Below are 25,400 nucleotides of genomic sequence, written 5' to 3' on the forward strand. Positions count from 1 at the left end.
AAAAAGCAGGATTTCATTTCAATATTACTGAGGCTGAGCAGATACAGCAATTATAGAAAGTTGAGAATCGCTTCCGCCACCGCGTACGGTTTCTGCGACGGCAGGTCGTGGATGCCATCTTCAACGGTCTGGATCCTGGCTTGCGGCAGGTACTGCTCCAGAAAGCGGACCGTCTCCGCGGCCATCTCCCAGAATTCTGACCGTCCGCCGCGCAAATACAGGACCGGCGCCGCGATCCGTTTGGCCTCTTCTTCGAAGGGAGTCAGGGTTTCGTGCGAGCGCCCGATCCAATACCAGGCGGCCCGCTTAGCGGAGCGGGCGTTGAAGGAGATCTCCTTCCGCATCCTGCCCCGCTCGGCCTTGGTCATGGGCCAGCCTTCGGCGATCGTGTCCAAAGCGATTTCGTTGAGCCATCCGGCGCGGATCGCGCCGATCAGCGCGTCGCCGAGGACGGGATACTTCAGGATTTTTTCCAGCGGGCTGCCCGGAAGCGATTTCGGCCGGACGATTCCGCCTTCGATGCTGACGATTTTCCCGATCCGGTCCGGATAGCGGGCGGCCAGGTTGAAAGCGATCGTGCCCCCGTAGGATGCGCCGACGACATGCGCCTTTCCCAGGCGCAGGGACCGAATCCCTTTCGCGATCGCATCCGCCTGTTCGCCGATGGTATACCGGAAACCCGCGGCCGGCTTGTCGGAATCCCCCGCGCCGAGGGGATCCAGCGCGAACAGGCGGAAGCGCTCGGCGAGGATCGCCAGGACGGAATTCCAAACCCGGTAGGTCGAGTAGGATCCCGGAATCAGAATCAACGGGAATCCCGTTCCGGCTTCCACGTAATGAATCCATCGCGAATCGATTTCAACGAATCCGTCGTCGCCGAATTCGGCTTTCGCCATCAGGGCATGCGTAATCATGGCCGCGTACTGCCCCCTCCTTCCTCTCCGCTTGGGGTCACGACAGCCCGACCACCTTCCCGGTTTCCGGATCCAGATCGATGTCCATCATCGCCGGCCGGGTCGGCAGGCCCGGCATGGTTTTCATCGCCCCGCAGAGCGGGTAAAGGAATCCGGCACCAAGCGAAGCGCGCAGGTCGCGGATCGGCAGGCGCCAGCCCTTGGGCGCGCCTTTCAGCTTCGGATCGTGGCTCAGGCTGAGGTGGGTCTTGGCCATGCAGACCGGCAGGTGTCCGTATCCCAATCCCTCGTACAGGCCGATCTTCGACTCGGCCGCCGGAAGAAAATCCGCCCCGTCGGCGCCGTAGACCTGCTCGGCGAGGATCTCGATCTTTCTGCGGATCGACGCGTCCTCCGGATAGAGGAACCGCATCCGCGACGGGCGCGCGGCCGTTGCCGCGACCGCTTCCGCGAGCTCCAGCGCGCCGCGGCCGCCGAGCGCCCAGTTCCTGCAGTAAAAAGCCCCTTCGGCTCCGGCTTGTTCGGCCGCGCGGCGGACGATCCCCAGCTCCTCCTCGGAATCCGAGGAGAAGCAATTGACCGCCACCAGCACCGGTACGCCGAAGCGCCGCACGATCCCGATGTGCGCGGCCAAGTTGGCGCATCCCGCCTCGACCAGCGCCGGATTCGGTTCCCGGTAGGCGCGGTCCAGGGGGCGCCCGACCGGCACGGCGGGCCCGCCGCCGTGCATTTTCAACGCGCGCACCGTCGCCACCAAAACGACCGCGTCGGGAGCCAACCCCGACGCGCGGCACTTAATGTGGAAGAATTTCTCCATTCCCATGTCCGCGCCAAAGCCGGATTCGGTCACCGCATACTCGCCCAGGCGAAGCGCGATCCGGTCGGCCAGGATGGAGGAATTTCCGTGGGCGATGTTGCCGAACGGCCCGGCATGGACGAAGGCCGGGGTTCCTTCGAGGGTTTGCAGCAGGTTCGGCAAAAGCGCGTCTTTAAGCAGGACCGCCATCGCCCCCGCCGCCCCCAGGTCCTCCGCGGTCACCGGCTCGTCGGCACGGCTCCAGCCTGCGAGCATCCGCCCCAGCCGCTCGCGCAGGTCGGCCGGTGAGGAGGCCAAGGCGAGGATCGCCATCACCTCGCTGGCGGTGGAAATGTCGAACCCGGCCGGGCGGTCGTGGCCGCTTTCCTCTTCCCCAAGCCCGATCCGGATCCGGCGCAGCATCCGGTCGTTGGTGTCGATCACGCGGTTGACCGCGATCCGGTCCGGATCGAGGTCGAGCCGGAACAGCCGGCGCCGGTCGTCGCGGGACAGCCCGGCCGCGGTTTCGGCGTCGATCCCCAGCCGTTCCATCCGCTTGCGTTGCGAGCGGCTGAACACCCCTCCGGGGGCGAGCCGCGCGGCGAGCTTTTCGTCGTCGAAGGTATCCAGTTCGTGGAGCAAGCGGGCATCGACCGCCGCGGCCAACAGGTTGTTGGCCGCGGTGACGGCATGGGTGTCGCCGGTCAGGTGCAGGTTGACGTCCTCCATCGGGACGATCTGGCTGTATCCGCCGCCGGCCGCCCCGCCCTTCACCCCGAACGTCGGCCCGAGCGAGGGCTGGCGGATGCAGGCAAACGCCCGCTTCCCCAGGTGCGCGCCGAGCGCCTGCGCCAATCCGATCGTCAGGGTGGTCTTGCCCTCCCCCAGCGGCGTCGGCGTGATCGCCGTAACGTCGATGTATTTTCCCAGCGGGCGGTCCCGCAGGCGCTCCAGAATCTCCAGCCGGACCTTGGCCTTGTATTCCCCGTACGCCATCAGCTCCTCCGGCCGGATTCCAACCTCGCGGGCGATGCGGGCGATCGGCCGGAGCGACGCCCGCTGCGCGATTTCCAAATCGCACAGGACGGGATCCGACGGCTTGCGGACGTTCCTTGCCAAGGACCTCGCTGTTCGAGGGTTCGACGGACGTTTTCGGCCGCCGGATTTTGGGGGGGATTTTCTGCGCGGATCGGGCATAGGAAAAGTCGTCTGCCTTTTCTTTCCGTCGAAAGCGCCTCTCCATTATGGCACAATCCGAATCCGGCGGAAACCAAACGCGGCTTATGCGCGGCGAGGGCGGGCGGTTCCGGCATCCGTCCCGCGGCTCGGACTGGATGCCCGATCCGTCCGCTCGGGCATGACGAGCTCTCCCGGATGACCGTTAGGCGCATTCAAGCGGGACGAGCGCTCATAAACTCCTTGCCTCACGCCGTATAATCTATAGTATGGCGACCCTGCAGGAAACGCTGGATAGCTTCTCCACCGAAGCCGGGCTGGCGCAGCCGCAGGAGGGAGGAGCCGTGCGCTGCCTCGCTTGCGGCCACCGCTGTCTGGTCCGGCTCGGCAAACGCGGCGTTTGCCGCGTGCGGTTTAATCGCGGCGGAAAATTGTTCATGCCGTGGGGATACGTGGCCGGATTGCAGGCGGATCCGGTGGAGAAGAAGCCTTTCTACCACCTGCTCCCGGGCGCGGTCGCGCTCACCTTCGGGATGCTCGGCTGCAATTTCCACTGCTCCTTCTGCCAGAACTGGATTTCCTCGCAAGCCCTGCGCGATCCGATGTCGGAGGCGATGGGGCTGTCGATCCGGCGGGCGGCCCCGGAGGGCATCGCCGATGCGGCGGTCCGCTCGCGGGCCGAGGTGGTCGTATCCTCCTATAACGAGCCGCTGATCACGGCCGAATGGGCGGCGGCGGTCTTCCGCCAGGCCCGCGAACGCGGCTGCAAGACGGCGATCGTCTCCAACGGCTACGCCACCCCCGAAGCACTGGCTTACCTGCGCCCGCACCTGGACGGCATCAAAATCGACCTCAAGGCGATGCGCGACTCCACCTACCGCTCGCTCGGGGGCATGCTGAAAACCACGCTCGACACCATCCGATCCGCCCGCGAGGCGGGATTGTGGGTCGAGGTGGTCACCCTGCTAATCCCCGGTCTGAACGACGACCCGGCGGAATTGTGGGAGGCGGCGCGTTTTCTGGCCGGCGTCTCACCCGACATCCCTTGGCACGTGACCGCCTACCATCCGGACTACAAGTACGATTCCGCGCGCCCGACGAATGCCGCTGACCTGACTAAAGCCGCCGAGATCGGGCAGGAGGCTGGTCTGCGCTACGTGTACGCCGGGAACCTGCCCGGGATGGTCAAAGAACTCGAGGATACGCTGTGCCCAAAATGCCGCCATACGCTGATCCGCCGCCGAGGATATGCGATTTCGGAGTACCGAATCCGAGATGACGGAGCCTGCCCGGATTGTGGCGAAATCCTTGCGGGAATCTGGCGCGCTTCAAAGGGGGAAATCCCAAAAAACCGCGCTCCGCATCCGGTGGACGGATGAACTCCGCGGCGGATGTGTAACGCGGAACATGACAAACGTCACTAGGACGCAAACTGGAAAAAGTAGTATCATCGTAGTCGGAGTGCGAAATGCACTCTGAAATTCTCTCCTCCCTCCCTCTCCCTCCAAGGTGGTTGTAGTTGGGCCCGCGCTAGCGGGCCCAACTACTTAATCCGTGAGAGATTTTGATCCGTCCGTTAAGGGCGGCCGATCCGCCTGCGCGAAGACGCACTGGCCGGCGCACCCGACCCCTTATGGCAGAAGAAAATACGCGCGTTGGCTTTCCCTGCCGTATCCCTGTTCGAAAACGAAGTATAAATCTCGGGGGTCGGCGGGAACCTGGAAAACCAGCTGGCCGGTGATTCTTTCACCCCACCCAAGGGTAAAGTAATCCTCGAAAGGATCCTCCACCGCCCGGTCGGCCCAGTGGATGACTCCATACCTCCACCCTTCGAAGTCCCGAACGTAGAAATCCATGAAGCTGGTTAACTCCGCCTTCGCCTCGCCCCGGTTTGCCAATGTCAGATCGATGATGAGATACTTCATCCAATCATAAGGCGGAGACACCGGCCGGCGGCTATCGGGATCCAACAAGTCCTCCGGATACGGAAGCGCCTGGTTCAGGGTGATCTCCACAGATCGGACGAGTGCGGTCTCTCCCACCGGCAGGGGCTCGGCGAAGGTTTCCCCTTCAAACCGGCCGGGAGGCGGCGCCGACCGGGGCTGGGATCCCAGGTCGACGATCCATTCCTCGTATTCGAGCTGATCCACGTTGTAGCACGAGACCTTCCACGAGAATGCCTGTTCCTCTTCCGGCGTCTCGTAGCCCACCTTCCCGCGGATCCGTTCCCCCGGCGCCAAACCTCCGAACAGAACCGTCCCGTGCGCCTTGGTGATGGAAAACAACCCCAAGGGCATTTCCTCATCATGCCCATCCAAGAGGAAAAAGAAGAAGTAACCCGTGTCCACCGGCACGGACCCCAGGTTGACCAGCACGACTTCCACGGCGACGAATCGATTGCCGGGTTCGGGCTTGAAATACTCGCCGGGCGGGACATCCTCCCAGCCAAGCACCGTAACCGCGGTATCGCAGATCAGGAACGGCACGCCGATTCCAGGGGTTCCGGCGCGGATCGGCGTCGCCGCAGGCGTGCGGGTGGCGGTGGGGTTGCGGGAGGGCACGGTCGTGCCGGTGGGAGATGCTTGGCGAAGGGTTGCGGTTTCCTCGGCTTTGCGGGTTGCCGTGGCGACGAGCCGGTCTGCGGCGGAACACGCGAGCAAAAAGAAAAGCGCCGAGGCGCCGATCCACATAGACGGTATCGACGGCGTTCTTCCCGAGGATGGGTTCATGGTTATCCCCTTTCGCGTCCGCGCACAAACTCCGCTCTGCCGGGCGCCGAAGAATCCCATGCGCGGGCGTTCCTCTGCGCTCCTCGATTCCCGGCGGGGAACGGCTTCGGCTTACAGCTTCGAAAGCAGCTTTGCCTTTTTCTCCTGAAACTCCTGATCCGTGATCACCCCCTTCTGGCGCAGGGAATCCAATTGGGAAATCAGCGCCGGCACGTCGCCGCCCTCCGTCCGGATCCCCTCGCCGGATTCGAGTTGGGCCTTGGCGTTGACCATGGTGGTCTTGTAGAGGATCGGATTGCCGATGCGCTGGATTTTGTTTACGCCCAGTTCGCTGGCGGTGAGGATCTCGATATCGCCGTATCCGAGCAGACGGCCGAAGAACGACTGCGCGAGTTTGACGTCGTTCACCTTTTCCAGCGACGAATCGGCGACGTTCTTGCTGATCACGCCGGAAATCTGGATCACGCGGCGCGAGGTGATGACGTATTTTCGGTTGTACCAATACAGGAAATCGCGGGTGGTGCTGATCGCCGGAGCGATGAGGATCAAGAGCCCCAGCAATGCGAGCGGGCCGACGACCACCGCCAGAATAACGGTCAAGACAAGCACCACCAGCGTGAGGAGAATTTCGCTGATGGTCTCCACCAGCAGGACAAGCCAGTGCTGGCGGGCGACGAGCAAGATGGCCTCGTTTTTCCCAAGCAGGCTGTCGAGGTAGGCGTCGGTCATGGAATCCTCCCGGTGAAACGGATTATTGTCCTTGGATCGGGGCGAACTGCTGGCCTTCTGAGTATATCCGATAACGCAATGATCGAGGGCAACCCTCGGCTCCATGGAGGACCTACTCCGCCGCCGATACGGATCGACGGCGGTTCCTTCCATGGAAAAATGGCGCAAAAGCCGGGCAGGAGCGGTCGGCTACAAAACGGGCAAATTTCGGGAAAACCGGATACAATACTTACGTCGGATCTCCGAATCTTTAAACCCGGTTCATTCTATGGATGCTCGACGGGAAGCCGTAATCTGGATCGGCGGCGAGGCAGGGGAAGGGATCGCCTCGGCCGGCGACATCTTTATGAAGACCGCCGCGCGTTGCGGGCTCGGCGCGTTCGCCCACAACTCCTACCAGTCCGTGATCCGCGGCGGGGAAGTAGTCCTGCAAATCCGCGTCGGCGCGCACCCCGTCCTCTCCCAGGGCGGAAAGTGGGATTTCCTCCTTGCCCTGAATCAAAACGTGCTGAATCATTATCTTCCCGCCGCCCGCCCGTCGGCCGCCGCGCTGTTCAACGCCGATTCGGTCAAGCCGCCGGAAACCTCCGCCGCCGCATCCCTGCACGGAATCCCCGTCGGCGAGCTCACCCGGGATCTTTCCAACAGCCCCGTGATGCAAAACACGATTCTTTTGGCCGCGCTGATGCGCCTGCTGGGCATTCCGTGGGATATTTTCGTAGGCTCGATCCGCAACCAGTTCGGCAAACGCAAACCGCAGTTGGCCGACCTGAATGTGGCCGTCGCCCGCCGGGGCTGGGACCATGCGGAGAAGAAACTGTCCCTCCCCGGTCCCATCGCCCTGGAGGGCGACGGAAAACGGCGGATGGTGATCACCGGCAACCAGGCCATCGGTCTGGGGGCGGTCGCCGGCGGATGCAAGTTCTACTCGGCCTACCCGATGACCCCGGCCTCCTCGATCATGCACTGGCTCGCCCCGCGCGCCGCCCGCTACGGGATGCTGATGAAGCAGGCCGAGGACGAATTGGCCGCGATCAACATGGCGGTCGGCGCCGGCTACGCCGGGGTCCGGGCGATGGTCGGCACCTCCGGCGGCGGATTCGCACTGATGACCGAGGCGATCGGCCTGGCCGGGATGATCGAGGCCCCGGTGGTGGCGGTGCTCTCCCAGCGCGCAGGCCCCTCGACCGGACTGGCGACCAAGACCGAGCAGGGGGACCTGTTTCAGGCGCTGGGCGCCTCGCAGGGCGAATATCCCAAGGCGGTCCTGGCCGCGCTCGACCCCGTCGACGCCTATTACGCGGTGATCGAAGCCCACAACCTGGCCGAGAAATACCAGATGCCGGTGATCGTGATGTCGGACCTGTACCTCTCCGAACGGAACGTCGTCGTCGATCCGGAGAACTTTAATGCCCGCGTGCCCATCGAACGCGGGGAAACCGTGCGTGAGGCGGCTGAAGGGGAATATTTGCGCTACCGCGACACGGTCAGCGGCGTTTCCCCGCGCGCGCTGCCCGGCACGCCGGGCGGCATGCACATCGCCGCGTCCGACGAGCACAACGAAATGGGCGTTCTGATCTCCGACTGGTACACCAACCCGACCATGCGCACCCGGATGGTGGAAAAACGGATGCGCAAGATGAACGGCGTCCGCCGCGATACGGCGGAGGGCGCCTTCCTGTGCGAGGGGCCGGAGGACGCGGATCTCACCATCGTCGGCTGGGGATCCACGTACCATGTCCTCGAGGAAGCCCGCCGGGCGCTGACCGATTCCGGGCATTCCGCCCAGCTGATCCAGTTCCGGACCCTGTGGCCGTTCCCGGCGGCCGGCGCGCTCCCGATTCTGCAAGCCGCTAAACGCTGCGTGTGCGTGGAGAACAACCAGAGCGGGCAGCTGGCTCGCCTGGTCCGCCAAGAGACGGGGTTTTCGATCCCGTTTGCCGTCCGCAAGTACGACGGCGAGCCGTTCTCGGCCGGCCCGCTGGTGCAGGCGCTGGAAATCTGCCTGCGTCCCAAAGCTCCGGCGGTGCAGACGCTCATCTCCGCCGAGTTGGATCTTCCGGTGACCTACGAATGAGCCAAGCGTCAGATTACCGATCTCATGTGCGTCGAACTTGGTGCCCCGGCTGCGGCGATTTCGGGGTGCTAAACGCATTGCAAAACGCCTTCGCGGCGCTCGACCTCGATCGCCGGAATTTGGTCGTCGTCTCCGGGATCGGCTGCTCCTCGGACCTGCCGCACTTCTTGAACGTGTATGGGATTCACACCCTCCACGGCCGGGCCCTGCCGGTGGCGCAGGGGATCAAGATGGCCAACAAGGAGCTGACGGTGGTGGTCACCGGCGGCGACGGCGACGGCTACGGGATCGGGGCCGGGCACTTCCTGCACGCCATGCGGCGCAACCTCGACCTCACCTACATTGTGATGGACAACCGCATCTACGGGCTGACCACCGGGCAGGCTTCGCCGACTTCCTACAAAGGGCATAAAACCAAATCCACCCCGGCAGGGAATCCGGAATGCGCGTTGAATCCGCTGGCGTTGGCGGTAGCGGGCGGAGCGACGTTCGTCGGGCGGGGCTTTTCCGGCGAGCCGATCCATCTGGCCGAAACGATGAAACGCGCCATCGCCCACAAGGGCTTCTCCCTGGTCGACGTGCTCTCCCCTTGCGTCACCTGGAACAAGTCTTTTTCCTACGATTATTACCGTCCGCTGATCGTCAAGCTGGACCAGGATCGGCACGATCCCTCCGACCGCGACGCGGCCTTGCGCCAGGCCCTGCGCGAGGACAAGCTGCCGATCGGGGTGCTGTATGAGATCGACGAGCCGACCTTCGCCGAGGAAGAGCCGTCGCTGCAGGGCGGGCCGCTGGTCCGCAGCCGGATCGGGCTGACGGACGAGGAATGGGCGGCGCTGATGGACGAGTTTTCGTAATCCGGTTTTTCCCCGTTCCGATTCCCCTCTCCTTCCCGAAAAAAAGCTTTCCGGACCTTTGCCCCGCACTCCAGGGAGCCGATTTCCGATTCCTCGGCCGGTCCGGGTTGACATCCGCGGAAACGATGCTAATATACTGACCAGTCAGTCAATTATCTTGGAGGCCGGATGGCGCCCCGACCCGACGTCAGCGAGGAACGCAGGTCCCAGATCATCGACTCGGCGATCAAGGTCTTCACCCGCAAGGGTTTCGCCGACGCCCGGATGGACGACGTGGCCGCCGAATCCGGCCTCAGCAAGGGCCTGCTGTATTGGTATTTTAAAAGCAAGGAAGAGATTATCATCGCCATCTCCGACCTGCTGTTCGGCGCGGAGTTCCGCACGATGGAGGTCCTCTCGTCCGAAGGCGGCTCCGCGCGCGAATGCCTCGAAAAATTCCTCGACCTGTTCATCCAAGACCTGCGCGGGATCCAAAAGGTCGCCCCCGTGATCTACGAATTTTACGCGCTGGCCTTCCGCAACGCCATGGTGCGGAGGGTGATGCAGCGCTACCTGCGGCGCTTCCTGGCCTTCATGGAGCCGGTCATCCGGCGCGGGATGGACAGCGGCGAGTTCGTCCGCGGCGACCCGCGGGAAAAAGCGATCGCCGTCGGCGCCGCGCTGGAAGGAACCATGCTGCTGTGGGCCTACGCGCCGAAGCTGTTCGACCCCGAACGTCAGCTGCGGGGAACGATGGCGCTGACGCTCGAAGGATTGGTGCGCAAATGAACCGCTTGTTCCTCGACCCCCACAAACCCCTCTCCACCTGCTCTGCACATGACTGCCAGGGCTGCCCGGTGCACGGACGCCTGGAGTGCCATTTTGGCTTCCGCGGCCTCGTGCGCTTCTTCGTTTTCGCCCTGCCGCTCTTCATCCTCGGCGGAATCGGGATCGCCCGCATCAACGGCTGGCTGCTCCTGCCCTGGATCGGCGTTTGCCTTGTCTATTTCCTGCTGGTCGAGATCCGCGTGATGTGCTCGCACTGCCCGCACTACGCCGAGCCGGGCACCCGCACACTGCAATGCTGGGCCAATTACGGCGCCCCGAAGTTGTGGAAATATCGGCCGGGGCGGATGTCGCGCGCCGAAACCGCTGTCTTCTTCAGCGGGTTGGTGCCGATCGCGGGCTACCCGGCGGTTGTCCTGATCGCCGGGTCGCAATGGCTCCTGCTGGCCCTGTTCGCCGCGTCGGCCGCTGGGTTGGGAACGCTGATGCGGCGGATCATGTGTTCGCACTGCATAAACTTCGCCTGTCCCCTTAACCTGGTGGAACGACCGGTGCGGGAGTTGTTTTTCGCCCGCAATCCGCGCTTCGCCCGGGCGTGGGGCTGGAAAGGAACGAAGTGACATGACCGCCGCCGAAACCGGCGCCCGCAACCGGCTCGGCCGGGAAATGGAGGATACGCGCCTGGCGTTCCACCGCCTGCTGGATTCGATCCCCGATCAGTCGTTCTCGCTTCCCAGCGGCAACCCTGCCTGGACGATCGGACAGGTGCTGTATCACATGAGCCTTGCCCCGCGCTTCATGGTCCTCGATGTCCAGATGATCGGCGGACAGCGCTGGATCTACCGCCTGGTCCCGAAACTGATCCCCCGGCGGTTGTTCGATTGGCTCAACGCCCGCCTGACCCGCTGGGGCGCGGGCAATCCCTCGCGCCAATTCCTCGCCGCGGAATACGACCGGGCCCACACCGCCGTCACCACGGTCCTGGATTCGCTTTCCGAGATGGACCTCGCCAAGCGCCTGCCGTATCCGGATTGGGATCCGCTGTTGACGGGCGAGGTATCGATGGAATATTTGTTCGGATACGTCAAACGGCATTTTGATTCGCACGCCGCGCAGATCCGCCGGGCGCTTCCACGCGCGGCGGCGCACCGGTGAGGGAATATTTCACGGAGACGTAGGCGGAGATGTTCCGTAAAAAGGAATTGGCGGTGTTCCTCCAAAAAGTTCCGGCTCTTCGGAGCCCCGGCGCGGTTCTGTTGACGATCCTCTACCTCCTCGTCCTGATCGCGGCCTGCATCTTTTTATTCCTCCCTTTCCATCGGATCGGGGGCTGCGCGCCTCTGCTCGGCCAATTGCTGATGGCCGCCGTCACGGTTTTCCTCGATTGGCTTCACATCCGCTCGGCGGGCGCTTATCGGAGGAAATACGGATCCCTGGCGTACCAGGCTCACTTCTACCATCTGATGCTTCCGATTCTGATCGCCTGGTACGCGTGCTGTTTTCACCCGCTCTTCATCGGAGGTGCGCCCCTGCTGCCGACGTGGCTGGCCTTCGGTCTGGGGATCCTGGCGCTGATCCCGGCCCTGCTGAGTTCGATCCACATCGAAAAAGCCGGATTTCACATGCTGACCCACGGGATGGACATCTACTCCGTGTTCCCCGAGGAAACCCCGGCGGTGCACGGGTCGATCTACGGCCTGATCCGGCATCCGTTGTATTTCACGCTGATCTGCATGACCTTCGTGCTGGCTTTTTTCCGCAACTCCCCCGGCGCGCTCCTGGCCGCCATCATCGCGCTGCTGCCCTCGGTCGCCGCCGGATACGTGGAGGATCGGGAGCTGATCAGCAGGTACGGCGATTCGCACCGGGAGTACATCCGTCAAACCTCCGCACTGTTCCCGTTCCGGCACCCGGGGAGGTTCCTGCGTTTGCTGTTGTTCATGGAAAAGTAGGCGTGATAAACGCGGTCGTGTTCGTACTGCAAGCCGAGCCGCAGAAACAGCTCAATCCGGCGGAAGCCGCCAAAGCGCTGCCGCGGGACCGCCGCTTATCCGTCCGGGGACGGACACCACCCGCGAAAGGGACATTATGGTCGATCCACTGGTGAGAAGGAACCATTCCCTGGTGGCCGCCGGCTTGGCCGAATTGCTGTACGGAGGGATGGAAATCGGCGACACGTTCTACCTGCCGCTTTTCATGCGGGCTGGTTGCCGAACCTCCACCCGGTGTGGATTCTCGCCGAGGCGGAGAAGTTGATGAACGCCCAGCCCGTTGCCCTGTTCCCGGTCTGTGCGTTTTTCGCCTGCGGCCGGATCGCCGCCGCCGTCGGTGTGCTGCGCAACCGGATGCGGGGTTTCTGGCCGACTCTGTTCCTGTCCTGGGCCACCGTGATCTGGGCGATGTTCTTCCTGCCGTTGGGCGGGTTGGATATGCTCGCCTGCCTGTTCCTCGTCGTCGCGTTGCCTGCCGGACGCCCGGGCCGCAAGCCCATCCTTCCATAAGAAAGGCATCGAAATGGCCGCCTGGATCAACTTCGCCATCCTGCTCGTAGCTTCCATTCTGCTGTTGTACTTTTATGTGCTCAGCGCCAGGCCGGCGGGCCAGGAGAAAATCATCGGTCCCGGCGCCTATCGGCGCTGCTATTATTACCGGGTCGTCGCCTCCGTGCTGGAATTGGTCATTACGGGCAACTACATTCTGTATCGATTTTTCCCGCTCGCCACTCCCCTCCCCGATCATTTTCCCTGGCCGTGGTGGATCTCAATCGTCATTGCCGCCGCAATCGGCATTCCGGCCGCAACCCTGATGCTGGTTGGGGTCCGCGACGCCGGCGGGGAGACCATTCGCCCGAAGAAGGACCACGCGATGTACGGGGGAATCTACGCCAAGATCCGTCATCCGCAGGCTGTCGGGGAGGTCTTCCTATACCCGGTGATCGGCCTGCTGCTCCATTCGCCATTCCTGACTCTCTTTTCCCTTGTGTATTTCCCAATTCTGGCCATGATGCGCTATGCCGAGGAACAGGATCTGTTGCTTCGCTACGGCGAGGCCTACGCCGAGTATTGCAGGCGCACCGGAGCCTTCTGGCCCAAGCGGAGCGTATGAAGGAGGATCCATGGTCGAAAAAATCCGTGACGTCCGCCCCCCGCGCGGGCTGGCGCGCCTCGCCTTCCGCCTTCCGATCGGATTGTTTCGCTTGGGGTTGGGCGGCCTGCTCGGCACACGCTTTCTGCTGCTGATCCACTCCGGCCGGAAGACCGGACGCGAAAGGAGGACGGTTCTGGAAGTGGTGCGGCACGACAAGGAGAAAAGCGTCTTCGTCGTCGCCGCCGGCTTCGGACCGCAATCCGATTGGTACCAAAATCTCCGTTCCCGTCCGCAGGCGTTCGTCCAATCCGGCCGCCGCCGCTGGAACATGCGGGCCGAATTCCTGACTCCGGATCGGGCTGGAGAGGAAATGCTGGACTACGGCCGCCGCCATCCGGCGGCGCTGCGCGGACTGGTCGGCATCATGGGCTACCGCGTCGGCGAGAACCCGGAGGACATCCGCGCCTTCGGACGGTTGCTGTCGATGGTCGCATTCCATCCGGAAGATCAACCGACGGACAAGCCCTCTCCGGTCCGCACCGCGTGAGGCCCGTCCGGGATCCCTCCGCCTTCCCACGTATGGAAAACGCGCCGGATCAGCGGCGCGTTTTCCATACAGAGCCCTCCGTCAAGGGCGGGCAGCGGTCGGCATCTGCCGGAGCGGAGGCTCCGGACGCTATTCACGCTTTTCGATTTTCACCCGGAAGGATGGAGCCCGGTATCCCTTCGGACGGCTTCCCGGCGGCATGGTGGAAGTGTTGCCGTCGCGCACGGCGCTGAATCTGGGGGAGAGGATTTCCAGGCCGGCCTCGTTGAATTTGTCCTGGATGTTCTGATGCAGGTTGGAATAGGTGACCGCCATCTTCACCGGTTCCTGGGTGTAGGCGTTGATCTCGTAGCTGACGTAACTGTCGTCCAGGCTGGTCTGGAAAACGAACGGCTTCGGATTGGCAAGGATATCGGGGGTGGAAAGCGCCGCGCGGATCAGGGTTTCGTGCACCAGCCGCCAGGGGGCGTCGTACCCGATGGTGACCGTGGTGTGGAGGATCAACCCGTGTTCCTGCGCCACCGCGCTGTAGTTGATGATGTGGTTGGCCAACACGATCCCGTTGGGGATGGTGATATCCTCGTTCTTGATCGTGCGGATGCGGGTCGCGATCAGCCCCTTGTCGATCACGTCGCCCTCGGTGTCCGCGATCCGCACCCGGTCGCCGACGCGGAAGGCCATCGCATAGGTCAGAATGATCCCGGCGACGATGTTCCCGACGACCGATGTGGAGCCGAGCGAAATCAGCGCGCCGAGGAATATGGACACCCCTTGGAAGGCGGGCGAGGAGGAGCCCGGCAGGTAGGGAAAGGCGAGGATCAGCGCCAGGGCGACGGCAAGGATGCGGATGATGCTGTAGGTCGGCATCGCCCATTCGGGCTGGAAACCGGCCAGCGCGATCGTCCCCTTTTCGACTTCGCGGAAGAGGAAGTGGATCACCCGCAAGCCGAAGTACGTCACCACCACCACGACGATCAGGGAGAATAAATTGGGGAGGTAGTCCACGAAGTTTTTCCACCCCGTGGCCAGGATCTCCGCCAAGGCATTGATCCCTTCCGCGACGATCCCGCGCGTCTGCGGAAAGATGCTGAAGACCCCCATCAGGTAGACCAGTACCAATAGCAGGTTGATCGCGTACCGGGCATAGCGAGCCGCCAGCTGAAGGAAGTCGGTGACCTGACCGGCGGAAAGCAGCTGCAATTTCTGGATCCTCCATCCCGTCAACCGCCTGCCGCGCTCGGTTTCGAGGATCCGTGCCAGGTCCGAAAAACGCCTCCGGAGCCAGCCGATGATCCGCGTCAGGAGGATCGTTGCCAGGAGAATCAGCGCCACTTCGAACAGGAACATCACCGCCGGAAGCTGGAATGCTCCGCGCACGGCGTTTCGGAGGCTGTCCGCGAAGGAGACGATCTCCCGGTTGGAAGCCAGCAGCCGGTACGCCCACCAGGCCGCCAACAGGACGACGATCCAGCGGATCAACAGTTTAATGCGCGACGAAACCCCCTGCGGATCGGGAAGGCGGATGACGCGGGCCAGACGCTCCGGGAACGAAATCCTATTCGCCAGGCGAACAACCAGGCGGGAGAGCAAGCCGCCCAACATCCATGCCAGAAAGAGCAGGACAGCAGCCAAGCCCAGGGAGATCCAAGGATTATCCAAAAGGTCTTGCCAAATGGAAAACGGTTCCATGCGCATCCGTCCTTTCCCCAGGCCGATTCCGCCGCGGACAACCCACCATTATAGGGGATCCGGTTTGCAGGTTCCCGGTCCGCTCCCCTATTGTATCTCCGTGCGCCCGTCGGGCCGCCCAAGGTCTTAAGCGCCGTCCCCAAACCCCGTCACTCGCCGATGATTTTTATCAGCACCCGCTTGCGCCGGCCGCCGTCGAATTCCCCGTAGAAAATTTGCTCCCAGGGTCCAAAATCCAGCTTGCCCCCGCTGACCGCCACAACCACCTCGCGCCCCATCACCTGCCGCTTGAGATGCGCGTCGCCGTTGTCTTCGCCCGTGCGGTTGTGGCGGTAACGCGAAAGCGGCTCGTGCGGCGCGAGTCCCTCCAGCCAATCCTCGTAATCCGCATGCAGGCCGGATTCATCGTCGTTGATGAAAACCGACGCGGTGATGTGCATCGCGTTCACCAGCGCCAGCCCCTCGCGGATCTTGCTCTCCCCGAGTGCTTGCGCCACCTGCTCGGTTATGTTAATGAAGGCGCGGCGCGACGGCACATTGAACCAGAGTTCCTTGCGATAGGAAAGCATAGAGGCATTCCTCCTTTTTTCCGCCCCCCTCAGTCCTTCTATTTTCCTACGGATAACCGTGGGAAGGAAAGGGCAGGAATTCCCACCGCCCTTGTCTAAAAACCCGCAAGCCGTTATCCTTCCGCCGAGGCTCAAGATGCCGATCTCACGCAGGAAATTTCTCCAACTCGCCGCGCTCGGAGCGGGTTCTCCGCTTTTAGAAAAGGCCTTCCCCGGAGCGTGGCAGCAAATCCCGGTTGACCCGATCGATACCTGGAAGGAAAAATTTACCCCCGGCACCCGTTTGGGCCGTGTGCTGGCCACCCTCACGCTGCGCAGCCGGCCCGACGCGGACTCGGCCGAAGTGGGAAAAAAATATCAGGATGCGGTGGTCGAAATTCTCCGCGAAGTCGTCGGCCGCGGCCCGGCGATGGATCCGCACAATCACCGCTGGTTCGAAACCCCCGAAGGCTACCTATGGGCTCCATACGTGTTCCCGATGGATTTTCGGATCCAAACCCCCTTGGCGGAGATCCCCGACGGAAAGGTGTGGGTCGAGGTGACCGTGCCCTGGGTCCAGGGTCGGACGGCGCCGAATGAATACGCTCCGAATTTCCTGCTCCAACCCGGCGACCGACCCACCATCCTGTATGGCGCCTCCATTTATCCCGCGACGAAGAGCGTTACCGACGATACGGGAAAGATCTGGTATTTTCTGGACGAGCTCGAGGCGCCGATGTACGCCCGCGCCGAGGGGCTGCGGGTGATCCCCGCCGAAGAACTGGCTCCGATCTCCCCCGAAGTCGAAGACAAGCTGATCGTCGTCCGCTTGGAACGCACCGTGCAAACCCTTTCGGCGCTGGAAAACGGAAAAGAGGTGTATTTTGCGGTAATCTCTTCGGGCGGGAAGAATCCGGAGACCGGAAACTGGACGACTCCCCTGGGCGAGCATCCGATCTGGCGCAAGCGGATCGGCATGCGCATGGGCGGCGGCGACAGCGAATCCGGATTCGACCTGGTGGGCGTGGGCTGGACCTGCCTGTTTTCCGGCCACGGCGAGGCGATCCATTCCACCCACTGGCACAACGATTTCGGCATCCCCAAATCCCACGGATGCGTGAACGCCCGGCCCGAGGACGCCAAATGGATTTTCCGCTGGACCGCCCCCGCGGTGGATTACCCGCTCGGCGACCGGGAAATCGGCATGCCCGGCGGCACCCGGGTTAAAGTCGTCGCCTGAGGAAATCCGCGGTTGACCGTCCCGGAATATTCCTTGGGGTGGATCTGGCTGGCGGGAGTGGTATCCTTTCTCTCGCCGTGCGCGTTGCCGATCCTGCCCGGGTATCTGGCGTATTTGGCCGGGCGCGCCGTCGGATGCGACCCCGCGAAGGTCGCGCGTTGGCGGGTGCTGGTCCACGGTGCGGCGTTCGTGCTCGGCTTCAGCCTGATGTTCATCGCCCTGGGGGCGACCGCTTCGGTCCTGGGCCGATTGCTGTTATCCTACCGCTGGTGGATCGCACGGATCGGCGGCATTGGGATGGTGGTTTTCGGGGCGCAGATGGCCGGCATTTTGCGAATCCCCTTTCTGGAGTACGGCCCCCGCCCCGACGCGCATCCGGATCCGCGCTGGGGGCTGGCGTCCTCCGCGCTAATGGGCTTGGTCTATGCCAGCGGATGGACTCCCTGCATCGGGTTGGTGCTCGGATCGGTGCTTACGCTGGCGGCTTACGAAGCCTCGCCGGGCAAGGGAATTCTGATGCTGGCCGTGTACGCCGCGGGCTTTGGCGCACCCTTCCTGCTCGTCGCATTTCTGCTGGACCGGATTGGGAGCGGGTTGAGGCGGCTGACCAAGCTTTGCCGGTACATCTCCGCCGCCTCCGGGTTGGCGATCGCGGTTTTCGGGGTATTCTTCGCCATCGATAAATTACCGCTCCTCGCGGGCTGGCTGCCCGGCTGGGAGATCGGATTGTAGAACGGGAAATCCGTCATGCGGGGCGTGAAGCTGTTCGGGGTGCTTGGATTGGGAATCCTTCTCGGCGCGGGGGCGGGCGCGGCGTTCTGGTACACGCCGGGCGATGCCGTCCCGGATCCCGGCGGCGCCTTCCCGCACACGACGCCGCTCACCGCCGCGCCCGCCCCCATGGTCGACTCGCCCGCCCCCGAATTTTCCCTGCCCGGGATGGACGGCGAACCGATCCGCCTTTCGGCATTGCGCGGGCAAACGGTGATCCTGGCTTTTTGGGCGACGTGGTGCGAACCGTGCCTGGGGGAACTTCCTCTGCTCGACCGCATCGCCGCGGACCGTCCGGAATCGCTGGCGGTGCTTGGGATCAACGCCGGCGAGCCGGAGGAAAGCGTCCGCCCCTTCGTCGACGCGCTGGAGACGGGCGCCGTCCGTTTCCTGCTGGATCCGGCCGGCGAGGTCCGCGGCCAATACCTGGTGCGCGGCCTGCCCACCACCTTTTTCATAGATTCAGAGGGGGTCATTCGTCGGATTAAAATCGGCGCGCTGGATTTTTCAATCGTGGAAACCACCTTGGATTCGCTAGGAGCAAAATCTTGACCCTGCATCTGGTGCTTTACCTTCGCATGGAGGATCCGGCCTGCGCCGCCGCCCAGGAATGGTCCGATTCCCTGCAGAAAGAGTATCCGCATACCTTGGAAATCCGCGAGGTCGATTCCCGCCCGGAATGGAAGCGCGCGTTCGGCGGGGAGGTCCCGGCAGCCGAGGTAAACGGCCGGCGGCTGGCCGCACCCCTCACCTTTCCGGAGTTGAAAAGCGCGCTGGCCGTTGGGCGCGCGATCGGGGAATACCAGCGGGAAACCCGCGTCCCGCGCCCGGTCCGGGCGCTTTCTTCCGCCGCCGACGGATGCGCGGGTTGGTTTTCCCGGCATTGGCTGGCGGTGTTCAACGTTTTCCTCGGCGCGTATCTCGGCGTGGCGTTCCTCGCCCCGGTATTGATGAAGGTCGGGGCCGTCACCCCTGCTTCGTGGATCTACAACGTTTACCGGTTTTCCTGTCACCAACTGGGATTCCGTTCTTTTTACCTGTTCGGGGAGCAGCCGTATTACCTGCGCGCCGATTTTGAAGAGGTCACCGGGATCAATCCGGATGACCTTTGGGCCTCGCGCGACTTTGTCGGGAATGCCCGCCTGGGATACAAAGTGGCGCTGTGCCAGCGGGACGTGGCGATCTATTCCGCCCTGCTGCTGGCGGGGATCGCCTTTCATTTCCTGCGGGGCAAGGTGAAGCCGCTGCATTGGTCGCTGTGGATTCTGCTGGGCATCTTCCCCATCGGACTCGACGGCGGCACCCAGCTCCTCTCGTACATCCCGATTCTGCATTTCCCGTTTCGCGAGAGCACGCCGCTGCTGCGGGTTGTGACCGGCGCGATGTTCGGTCTGACCAGCGCCTGGTTCGCCTATCCGTACGTGCAGGAAAGCGTGGACGAAGACCTCCCCGCCAAACCCGCTCCCCGGGCATGACCTTCTTCGAACAGGACGGTCTGCGCTATTTCCGCTTCCCCTGGCTGTCGGCCGCCGGCGCGGCGCACGCCGTGTTGACCCGCCGCGGGGGCGTCAGCCTCGCTCCGTACGAATCGCTCAACCTCGGGGCCGTGATCGGCGACGATCCGCAGGCGGTCGCGGAAAACCGCCGTCGGGCATTCGCCCTCTTCGGGCGCGATCCCGGGCTGGCCCCCGAACTCTCCCAAGTCCATTCTCGCCGGATCCTTGTGGCCCGTTTGCGCGCCGCCGGGGAGCCGATTCCACAGGCCGACGGGATGGTGACCGACTCGCCGAAGCTCACGCTGTGCCTGCGCTTCGCCGATTGCGTCCCGATCCTTCTGTTCGATCCCGTCCGCCGGGCGGGAGGGATCGCGCACGCCGGATGGAAGGGCACCGCCGCCCGGATCGCCGAATCCGCAGTCGAGGCGCTGGCTTTGCATTTCGGCTCCCGGCCGGAGGACATCCGCGCCGGCATCGGACCTTCCATCGGGCCGGACCATTATGCGGTCGGCGAGGATGTCGCCGGCGCGTTCCGCTCCGCGTTCGGCGCGGATTGCGAATGCTGGTTTTCGCGGCGCGGCGGGTCGCTGCATTTGGATTTATGGCAGGCGAACGAATTCACCCTCCGCCGGGCGGGCGTGAAGCATATCGAACTGGCCGGCGTCTGCACCGCCTGCCACCCGGAAGATTGGTTCTCCCACCGCGCCGAGCACGGCCGCACCGGGCGTTTCGGCGCGATGATGTGGCTTGAATAGAACCATCGGATATAAATGAACACCCCAATTTGAAGGTAGGCTGCGATCCCTCCGCGTACGGATCGCCGCCGCGTCGGCGCGGAGGAACTGCGATCCCGCCGGCATTTGTCTGATTGCGGTTTCCAAAAGTCAGCTGCTCCAAGCTGTCCCCAAAGCTTTCGCCTGCGGCGTGCGGGAGTTCGGCGAAAATTCCCGGAAGGGAGCCGAACCGAAAATCCGCGCACTTCCTCCTTAGACCGCCCGGCACAGTATCGGCCATGTCCAAAGCCGCAAAGCCCGGTCGACGGCGGAACTGTTCCCCTGGACCCATTCCGTCGCCAACAACCGGTTGGCCGTCCGGCCGGCGCGCTTCGCCGCGTAGCGCGGCGGACCCTCCGCATCCTGCCCGGATGCGAAGCATCCGCCGGATCCGCGAAATATGGCTTGCCGGCGGACGACCCCGCGGTTTGGGAAACCCTTTTCCGCGAAAGACGGGCGTTCTATCGCTTCCCGGCCTCCGTGATCGGATTGAGGACGATGGCTTCGTCCTCCGACAATCCCGAGCCGGCACGCCCTTTCTTCCGCAAGCCGCTCCTCCGCCGGGATGCCGCCCGGGCCGAGCTGCCGGATCGTTTCGGAGAGGAACTCTCCGTGGGGGTGTCGGACGATTTCGATCCCGCCGTTGAGGAAAGCGCCGCCCTGCTCCGGATCGGGCGGGGGCTGTTCGGCCTCCGGACGGATGCGGGAAGCGCGCCCCCCCCCGGCGCCGATGATATAATCGTCCGGCAAGGGCGGATATCCCGGAGAGGCAAATGGAAAATTTCATCAACCTGCTGGCTTTGTTGCTGACTTTGCTGGTGTTCATTTATATCCTTTCCACCTGGGTGTTTCCACCGTACCACGCATTCCGCAGGACCCTGGCCTCGATCGTTGAACCGATGCTGGCTCCCATCCGCCGCGTTATCCCTCCGGTTGGGATGCTCGACTTCAGCCCTTTTGTTTTTCTCATCCTGGTCCAGGTCGTGGCGACGATCCTGACGGGATTGCTCCCTTAGGAGGAAATCATGCGTCGGTTCCGATTTCATGACGGACGGACTGGATCGGCGATGGCGGTGCATGTGACCCCCCGCTCCCGGAAGAACGAATTGACGGGAATCTCCCCGGACGGCACCCTGCGGGTCCGGCTGACCGCGCCCCCGGTGGAGGGTTCGGCCAACAAGGCCCTGCTGGAACTGCTGGCTCACATCCTCGGCGTACGCCCCTCCTCACTGGAGATCATCGCCGGGGAAAAGGGGAAGGATAAAATCGTATCGGTTGTCGATCTGGACGCCCACACCGTGGAAGAACGTATGAAGAAGTACCTGAAAGGCCGGAAATCGGAAAGCGAGGGAAAGTTATCCGCCCCGCGGTGAACCGGAACGTCCCGGAAATCCGCAGGGCATGCCACCCAAGGGCCCCGGCTTGACCTGCCTTTTTTCAAGAAAAGAATCTACAAACTCCTCCCGCTTCGTAATGGAACAGACTCCAAAGACCCTGGCTAAAGGTATCCCCTTCCGGAGTCGATGCAGAGGTCACGCGCGTGCGCCCGTCCCTAACTTTTACCCCCGAGTCTGTAGGAATCCAAGCGAGGGAAAGCCCAGGACGACGAACTTGAGCCCCTTATTACAAAAACCCTTATTCTTTCGGCGGATCCGGCCGGGAGGAGGCTGCTCTTCGATGGAAGGGCACGCAGAAACCGCCCATTTTCGATCAGCGCAACTCCACGCAGAGCCTTGAAAAACGGGCGGGAAACTAGGCCGGGGCATTCCGCGTAAGAGGCATCCCCCGGCCGGGAGCTGGAACCAAGCTTCAGGCTTTGCTCTATACAATGGATCCGCCCCCCCACCTCGAAAACCTCTTTAAATTGACAACCCCAAGGATGGGCTGTATAATCCCTCCGGTTTTCAGGTTGATGATCCTTGTCCGGTGGTATACCGGCCCGGCTGAACCTGAAGCCCATACGCAGGGTGCTGTCTGTATAGGCTGCAGGATTAAAGGATTGCTTGCGGAGGAGATCCTCGACCCCGATCCTCTCTTTCCAAGCCTCATCTTTTGATCCCGAACTCGGCGTGATTTGCTAGCGTCGAGTTTTTGTCTCTCCGGCCGAGGCAGCCCCTGGCGCGGAAAGGAGGTGAACAACATGGCAACGGTCGTTCTTCGTCCGAACGAGAGTCAGGACAGTTTGCTTAAACGATTCCGAAAAAAGGTCACCCGTTCGGGCATCTTGAGCACGGTCCGCAGAAAGCGCTGGTTCGTCTCCAAAAGCGAACTGCGCCGGATCCAAAAGAAAAAATCCATCCGCAGGCTTAAGCGGCGCGAACGCAAGGTGGACAGCGGGGATTAATTTCCTCCGTCCCGCGCGGCAGGAAGCGGCCGGCATGGCCGGCCGGGAGTTGGGCATGGCAAAGCAGGAAGAAAAAATCGAAATGGAAGGCCAGATCGTGGAAGCGCTGCCCGGGACGATGTTTCGAGTTTCGCTGTCCAGCGGCCACTCCGTGCTCGCTTATCTCTCCGGGAAGATGAGGAAAAATTATATCCGCATCCTTCTGGGAGACCGCGTTAAAGTGGAGCTCTCGCCCTACGACCTCGACCGCGGCCGGATCACCTATCGCTTCAAGAAATCCTCCGGAGAAAGCGAACCCACCGGGGAAGCCGCAACCACCACTTAAATACGAACCGCCCCGCAGGTTGCGGGGCGGTTCTTTTTTCCGCGGATTTCTTGTGCTTCCACTTCAGCGCACGGAATTCCACAGGGCTCGCCGAGATTCGAGCCCATCCAGCACTCCGAAAAAATCCCCATATTTTCTCAGCCCTTCCCTCCTCCGCCGCTCGGTCGCTTTCCCTCGCTTTCCCTCGCTTCGCTCAGGACAGGCGCTCGGGACAAGGTTAAACCCTGTCCCGGTATTTCACTGGAGCCGGCTTCCCAACCTAAAAACCGAGGAAAAATGGGTGGGATTATTCGGAGCCATCAATCTTCAGGGATTGGTTGGGAGAACGATGGGATGAGGGGGAGATGAAAACGGGTTTTTCAGCCGGTAATATAATTCCCGCATCGGGATAAGCAGACAAAGAATTCCTTTTCAATATTGAATGCGCGGAGCAGACACAACCCCTTTTTTATCCGTGATTTCCCGAAAATCCCGCCGAACCGCCCGATTTCTTTTCCGCAACCAATGCCACCCAATCTTCGCGGGTGCGCTTCTCCGACAACCGCAGGCCGTTTTCCGCCAAGCCGGCTTCCACCACCGCCGATTGCTCCGCGAGAATTCCGGAAATAATCAGGATTCCCCCCGGCCGGACAGCCTCCGCCAGGGATGCGCGGAGCATATCCCGCAGAACCCCCGCCAGGATGTTTGCCGCTAGGATTGAAGCCGTCCGCCTTCCGTCCAGCAGATCCTGAAGGGAGCCCGGATTCACCTCAAACCGGTCGGCGACACCGTTGGCGGCCGCGTTCTCCCGCGCAGCCCGCACCGCTTCCGGGTCGATATCCCAGCCTTCCGCTCGGGCGGCTCCCAAGCGAAGCGCGGCGATCGCCAAAATCCCCGAACCGCATCCCAGATCGATCAACTCCGTATCCGGGGCCACCCGCCGTTCGAGCGCTTCCAGACACAACTGCGTGGTCGGATGCATCCCGGTCCCGAAGGCCATCCCCGGATCGAGCCGTAAAACCACATCCCCGTCGGCCGCCCGCCACTCGGTCCAGGAAGGAACGATCACCAAACGCCGCCCCACCCGCAAGGGGTGGAAATGCTTTTTCCACTCCAACGCCCAATCCGTATCCACCACCTCCCGGAAGACAGGATCCGGAATGGGGCGTATCCGGCCGAGGTGCCAAAGGGCTTCCTCCAACCCCGCCCGGCGCTCATCCAACCCGGCGTCGCAGGGGAGGTACACCCGCACTGTCAGCGGGCCGCGCGGCCTGCCCGTGCCGTCCGGGTCCGGCTCGATCGAATCGCAACTGATCGTAACGCCTCTTGGCGCGAAGCGCGCCATCAGGTCGGCGACCGACTCCGAAAGCTCCTCGTCCACCCGGATCGAAGCCTCCAGCCAGGCCGTCGGGGCGTTCCGATCAATCATTTCTGAATTCTTTCAGGGAATCGAGCAGAGTCCGTTCCTGGGGTTTCGCGGACTCGTCGAGAGGAATCCCAAGTTGGGCGAGCAGCTTCTTCTGCTCGCCGGAGAGGGCCGCGGGGATGACGACGTTCACCACGACGAAAAAATCCCCCCGGCCGCTTTGCTGCAGGTGCGGCATCCCCCTTCCGCGCAGTCGAAAAACCTGCCCGGGCTGGGTTCCGGCGGGAATGTGCAAGGTCGACTCGCCGGCGGCTGTGGGGACACGGATTTGCGCGCCCAGGGCCGCCTGATGAAAATTAATGCCGACCTCCATCCACAGATCGCTGTTTTTGCGCCGGAAGAATTTATGCTCCTGGACCCGGATCAGGAGGAACAGATTTCCATGGGGTCCTCCGAAAACCCCCGGCTCGCCCTCCCCGGCCAATCGGATCTGCATGCCGTCGTCCACGCCCGCTGGAATGGGCACCTGGAGAGTCCGGGTTTTCTTCTCCAGGCCCGTCCCGCGGCAGGTCTTGCACGGGTTGGAAACGACCTCGCCCGTCCCTCCGCACTTGGAGCAGACGGTGACGTTCACCATGGATCCCAGGAAGGTCTGACGGACGCGCCGCTCCTCTCCGCTCCCGCCGCAAACGCTGCAACGGACCGGCGAGGTGCCGGGTTCCGACCGTGAACCGCGGCAGGCGGAGCAAACCTCCGAGCGGGTGACCTCCAAATCCTTCTTTATGCCGCTGATCGCTTCTTCGAAGGTCAGACGGACTTCCATCTGCAAATCCGCTCCCCGCCGCGGAGAACGGCCGGACCGTCGGCCGCCCATTCCGAAGCCGCGGAAGAATTCGTCGAAGATGTCGCCCAGGTCCCCCATGCCGGCCATGTTTCCGAACGGCATTCCGTTCAAGCCGGCGTGCCCGAACCGGTCGTAGGCGGCGCGGCGTTGTTCGTTGGAAAGCACCCCGTAGGCCTCGTTGATTTCCTTGAAGCGCTCCTCGGCGGCCGGATCCCTGTTGACATCCGGATGCAGCTGCTTGGCCAGCCTGCGGTATGCGTTGCGGACGGCATCGCCATCGGCGCTGCGCGGCACGCCCAGAATTTCGTAATAGTCGCGGTTTGTCGGCATTTTGTTTCGGGATGCTCC

Annotated in this window: 29 protein-coding genes; 20 read left to right on the plus strand and 9 right to left on the minus strand. The window is 63.0% G+C overall.

Annotated features, from left to right (window positions below; all coding sequences use genetic code 11):
* Window positions 1-50: 50 nt before the first annotated feature.
* A complete protein-coding gene (locus tag JW929_04985; protein ID MBN1438748.1) occupies window positions 51-896 on the minus strand; it encodes an alpha/beta hydrolase in 846 nt (281 codons plus the stop codon).
* Between the two features lie 55 nt (window positions 897-951).
* Entirely contained in the window at window positions 952-2,907 is a 1,956-nt protein-coding gene (locus JW929_04990; GenBank protein ID MBN1438749.1) for a formate--tetrahydrofolate ligase, read from the minus strand.
* Between the two features lie 248 nt (window positions 2,908-3,155).
* On the opposite strand from JW929_04990, the gene amrS reads away from it, so the two are divergent.
* Window positions 3,156-4,265 carry an AmmeMemoRadiSam system radical SAM enzyme gene (gene amrS / locus JW929_04995; protein ID MBN1438750.1) on the plus strand — a complete coding sequence of 370 codons (1,110 nt, stop codon included), beginning with the start codon at window positions 3,156-3,158 and terminating at the stop codon, window positions 4,263-4,265.
* 252 nt (window positions 4,266-4,517) lie between these two features.
* On the opposite strand, the gene JW929_05000 is transcribed toward amrS, so the two are convergent.
* Entirely contained in the window at window positions 4,518-5,615 is a 1,098-nt protein-coding gene (locus JW929_05000) for a DUF4352 domain-containing protein (protein MBN1438751.1), read from the minus strand.
* Window positions 5,616-5,726: 111 nt separating this feature from the next.
* Complete coding sequence (locus tag JW929_05005; protein ID MBN1438752.1) at window positions 5,727-6,344, minus strand: PH domain-containing protein; 618 nt, start codon at window positions 6,342-6,344, stop codon at window positions 5,727-5,729.
* 268 nt (window positions 6,345-6,612) lie between these two features.
* On the opposite strand from JW929_05005, the gene JW929_05010 reads away from it, so the two are divergent.
* The 10 genes from JW929_05010 to JW929_05055 all read left to right on the plus strand — a co-directional run bounded on the left by JW929_05010 (window position 6,613) and on the right by JW929_05055 (window position 13,677).
* On the plus strand, window positions 6,613-8,421 hold the full coding sequence (locus JW929_05010) for a 2-oxoacid:acceptor oxidoreductase subunit alpha (GenBank protein MBN1438753.1): 1,809 nt from the start codon (window positions 6,613-6,615) through the stop codon (window positions 8,419-8,421).
* Window positions 8,422-8,486: 65 nt separating this feature from the next.
* Entirely contained in the window at window positions 8,487-9,278 is a 792-nt protein-coding gene (locus JW929_05015) for a 2-oxoacid:ferredoxin oxidoreductase subunit beta (GenBank protein MBN1438754.1), read from the plus strand.
* A 168-nt stretch (window positions 9,279-9,446) separates the two neighbouring features.
* Window positions 9,447-10,046, plus strand: a complete 600-nt coding sequence (locus JW929_05020; GenBank protein ID MBN1438755.1) for a TetR/AcrR family transcriptional regulator — start codon at window positions 9,447-9,449, stop codon at window positions 10,044-10,046.
* Window positions 10,043-10,663 carry a hypothetical protein gene (locus JW929_05025; protein ID MBN1438756.1) on the plus strand — a complete coding sequence of 207 codons (621 nt, stop codon included), beginning with the start codon at window positions 10,043-10,045 and terminating at the stop codon, window positions 10,661-10,663. Before JW929_05020 ends, JW929_05025 begins: the two co-directional genes overlap by 4 nt.
* Window position 10,664: 1 nt before the next feature.
* On the plus strand, window positions 10,665-11,198 hold the full coding sequence (locus JW929_05030) for a DinB family protein (GenBank protein ID MBN1438757.1): 534 nt from the start codon (window positions 10,665-10,667) through the stop codon (window positions 11,196-11,198).
* 29 nt (window positions 11,199-11,227) lie between these two features.
* Entirely contained in the window at window positions 11,228-11,995 is a 768-nt protein-coding gene (locus JW929_05035) for a hypothetical protein (protein ID MBN1438758.1), read from the plus strand.
* A 136-nt stretch (window positions 11,996-12,131) separates the two neighbouring features.
* Entirely contained in the window at window positions 12,132-12,299 is a 168-nt protein-coding gene (locus JW929_05040; GenBank protein ID MBN1438759.1) for a hypothetical protein, read from the plus strand.
* Window positions 12,299-12,544, plus strand: a complete 246-nt coding sequence (locus JW929_05045) for a hypothetical protein (protein MBN1438760.1) — start codon at window positions 12,299-12,301, stop codon at window positions 12,542-12,544. The genes JW929_05040 and JW929_05045 overlap by 1 nt, the downstream gene beginning before the upstream one ends.
* Before the next feature lie 13 nt (window positions 12,545-12,557).
* Window positions 12,558-13,148, plus strand: coding sequence for a hypothetical protein (locus tag JW929_05050; protein ID MBN1438761.1), 591 nt, complete (start codon window positions 12,558-12,560; stop codon window positions 13,146-13,148).
* Between the two features lie 10 nt (window positions 13,149-13,158).
* Window positions 13,159-13,677 (plus strand): nitroreductase family deazaflavin-dependent oxidoreductase, encoded by a 519-nt coding sequence (locus JW929_05055; protein ID MBN1438762.1) that lies wholly within the window; start codon window positions 13,159-13,161, stop codon window positions 13,675-13,677.
* Window positions 13,678-13,806: 129 nt separating this feature from the next.
* On the opposite strand, the gene JW929_05060 is transcribed toward JW929_05055, so the two are convergent.
* On the minus strand, window positions 13,807-15,372 hold the full coding sequence (locus JW929_05060; protein MBN1438763.1) for a mechanosensitive ion channel: 1,566 nt from the start codon (window positions 15,370-15,372) through the stop codon (window positions 13,807-13,809).
* Between the two features lie 143 nt (window positions 15,373-15,515).
* On the minus strand, window positions 15,516-15,935 hold the full coding sequence (locus tag JW929_05065; protein ID MBN1438764.1) for a YjbQ family protein: 420 nt from the start codon (window positions 15,933-15,935) through the stop codon (window positions 15,516-15,518).
* A gap of 136 nt (window positions 15,936-16,071) precedes the next feature.
* Here JW929_05065 and JW929_05070 point away from each other — a divergent pair, with 136 nt between their 5' ends.
* From JW929_05070 to pgeF, 5 genes are read left to right on the plus strand one after another with little or no spacing between them, the layout of a single operon-like run.
* The gene (locus tag JW929_05070; protein MBN1438765.1) at window positions 16,072-17,154 is read left to right on the plus strand and encodes a L,D-transpeptidase; all 1,083 of its coding nucleotides are present in this window, start codon (window positions 16,072-16,074) and stop codon (window positions 17,152-17,154) included.
* Window positions 17,155-17,166: 12 nt separating this feature from the next.
* Complete coding sequence (locus JW929_05075) at window positions 17,167-17,886, plus strand: hypothetical protein (GenBank protein ID MBN1438766.1); 720 nt, start codon at window positions 17,167-17,169, stop codon at window positions 17,884-17,886.
* Window positions 17,887-17,901: 15 nt separating this feature from the next.
* Window positions 17,902-18,477 (plus strand): TlpA family protein disulfide reductase, encoded by a 576-nt coding sequence (locus JW929_05080; GenBank protein MBN1438767.1) that lies wholly within the window; start codon window positions 17,902-17,904, stop codon window positions 18,475-18,477.
* Window positions 18,474-19,400, plus strand: a complete 927-nt coding sequence (locus JW929_05085) for a DUF2085 domain-containing protein (protein ID MBN1438768.1) — start codon at window positions 18,474-18,476, stop codon at window positions 19,398-19,400. The genes JW929_05080 and JW929_05085 overlap by 4 nt, the downstream gene beginning before the upstream one ends.
* Window positions 19,397-20,176, plus strand: a complete 780-nt coding sequence (pgeF, locus tag JW929_05090) for a peptidoglycan editing factor PgeF (GenBank protein MBN1438769.1) — start codon at window positions 19,397-19,399, stop codon at window positions 20,174-20,176. Before JW929_05085 ends, pgeF begins: the two co-directional genes overlap by 4 nt.
* A gap of 231 nt (window positions 20,177-20,407) precedes the next feature.
* On the opposite strand, the gene JW929_05095 is transcribed toward pgeF, so the two are convergent.
* Window positions 20,408-20,944 carry a hypothetical protein gene (locus tag JW929_05095; protein MBN1438770.1) on the minus strand — a complete coding sequence of 179 codons (537 nt, stop codon included), beginning with the start codon at window positions 20,942-20,944 and terminating at the stop codon, window positions 20,408-20,410.
* 23 nt (window positions 20,945-20,967) lie between these two features.
* Here JW929_05095 and JW929_05100 point away from each other — a divergent pair, with 23 nt between their 5' ends.
* From JW929_05100 to infA, 4 genes are all read left to right on the plus strand, one after another.
* Window positions 20,968-21,210 (plus strand): YggT family protein, encoded by a 243-nt coding sequence (locus tag JW929_05100; GenBank protein ID MBN1438771.1) that lies wholly within the window; start codon window positions 20,968-20,970, stop codon window positions 21,208-21,210.
* A gap of 9 nt (window positions 21,211-21,219) precedes the next feature.
* On the plus strand, window positions 21,220-21,567 hold the full coding sequence (locus JW929_05105; protein ID MBN1438772.1) for a DUF167 domain-containing protein: 348 nt from the start codon (window positions 21,220-21,222) through the stop codon (window positions 21,565-21,567).
* A 767-nt stretch (window positions 21,568-22,334) separates the two neighbouring features.
* A complete protein-coding gene (rpsU, locus tag JW929_05110) occupies window positions 22,335-22,538 on the plus strand; it encodes a 30S ribosomal protein S21 (GenBank protein ID MBN1438773.1) in 204 nt (67 codons plus the stop codon).
* Between the two features lie 55 nt (window positions 22,539-22,593).
* Window positions 22,594-22,863, plus strand: coding sequence for a translation initiation factor IF-1 (gene infA / locus JW929_05115; protein ID MBN1438774.1), 270 nt, complete (start codon window positions 22,594-22,596; stop codon window positions 22,861-22,863).
* A gap of 448 nt (window positions 22,864-23,311) precedes the next feature.
* On the opposite strand, the gene prmA is transcribed toward infA, so the two are convergent.
* Together prmA and dnaJ are read right to left on the minus strand one after the other, a co-directional pair.
* Window positions 23,312-24,271 carry a 50S ribosomal protein L11 methyltransferase gene (gene prmA / locus JW929_05120; GenBank protein MBN1438775.1) on the minus strand — a complete coding sequence of 320 codons (960 nt, stop codon included), beginning with the start codon at window positions 24,269-24,271 and terminating at the stop codon, window positions 23,312-23,314.
* Window positions 24,264-25,382 (minus strand): molecular chaperone DnaJ, encoded by a 1,119-nt coding sequence (gene dnaJ / locus JW929_05125; GenBank protein MBN1438776.1) that lies wholly within the window; start codon window positions 25,380-25,382, stop codon window positions 24,264-24,266. The genes prmA and dnaJ overlap by 8 nt, the downstream gene beginning before the upstream one ends.
* Window positions 25,383-25,400: the final 18 nt, after the last annotated feature.

Source organism: Anaerolineales bacterium (assembly GCA_016928575.1).
Classification (GTDB): domain Bacteria; phylum Chloroflexota; class Anaerolineae; order Anaerolineales; family RBG-16-64-43; genus JAFGKK01.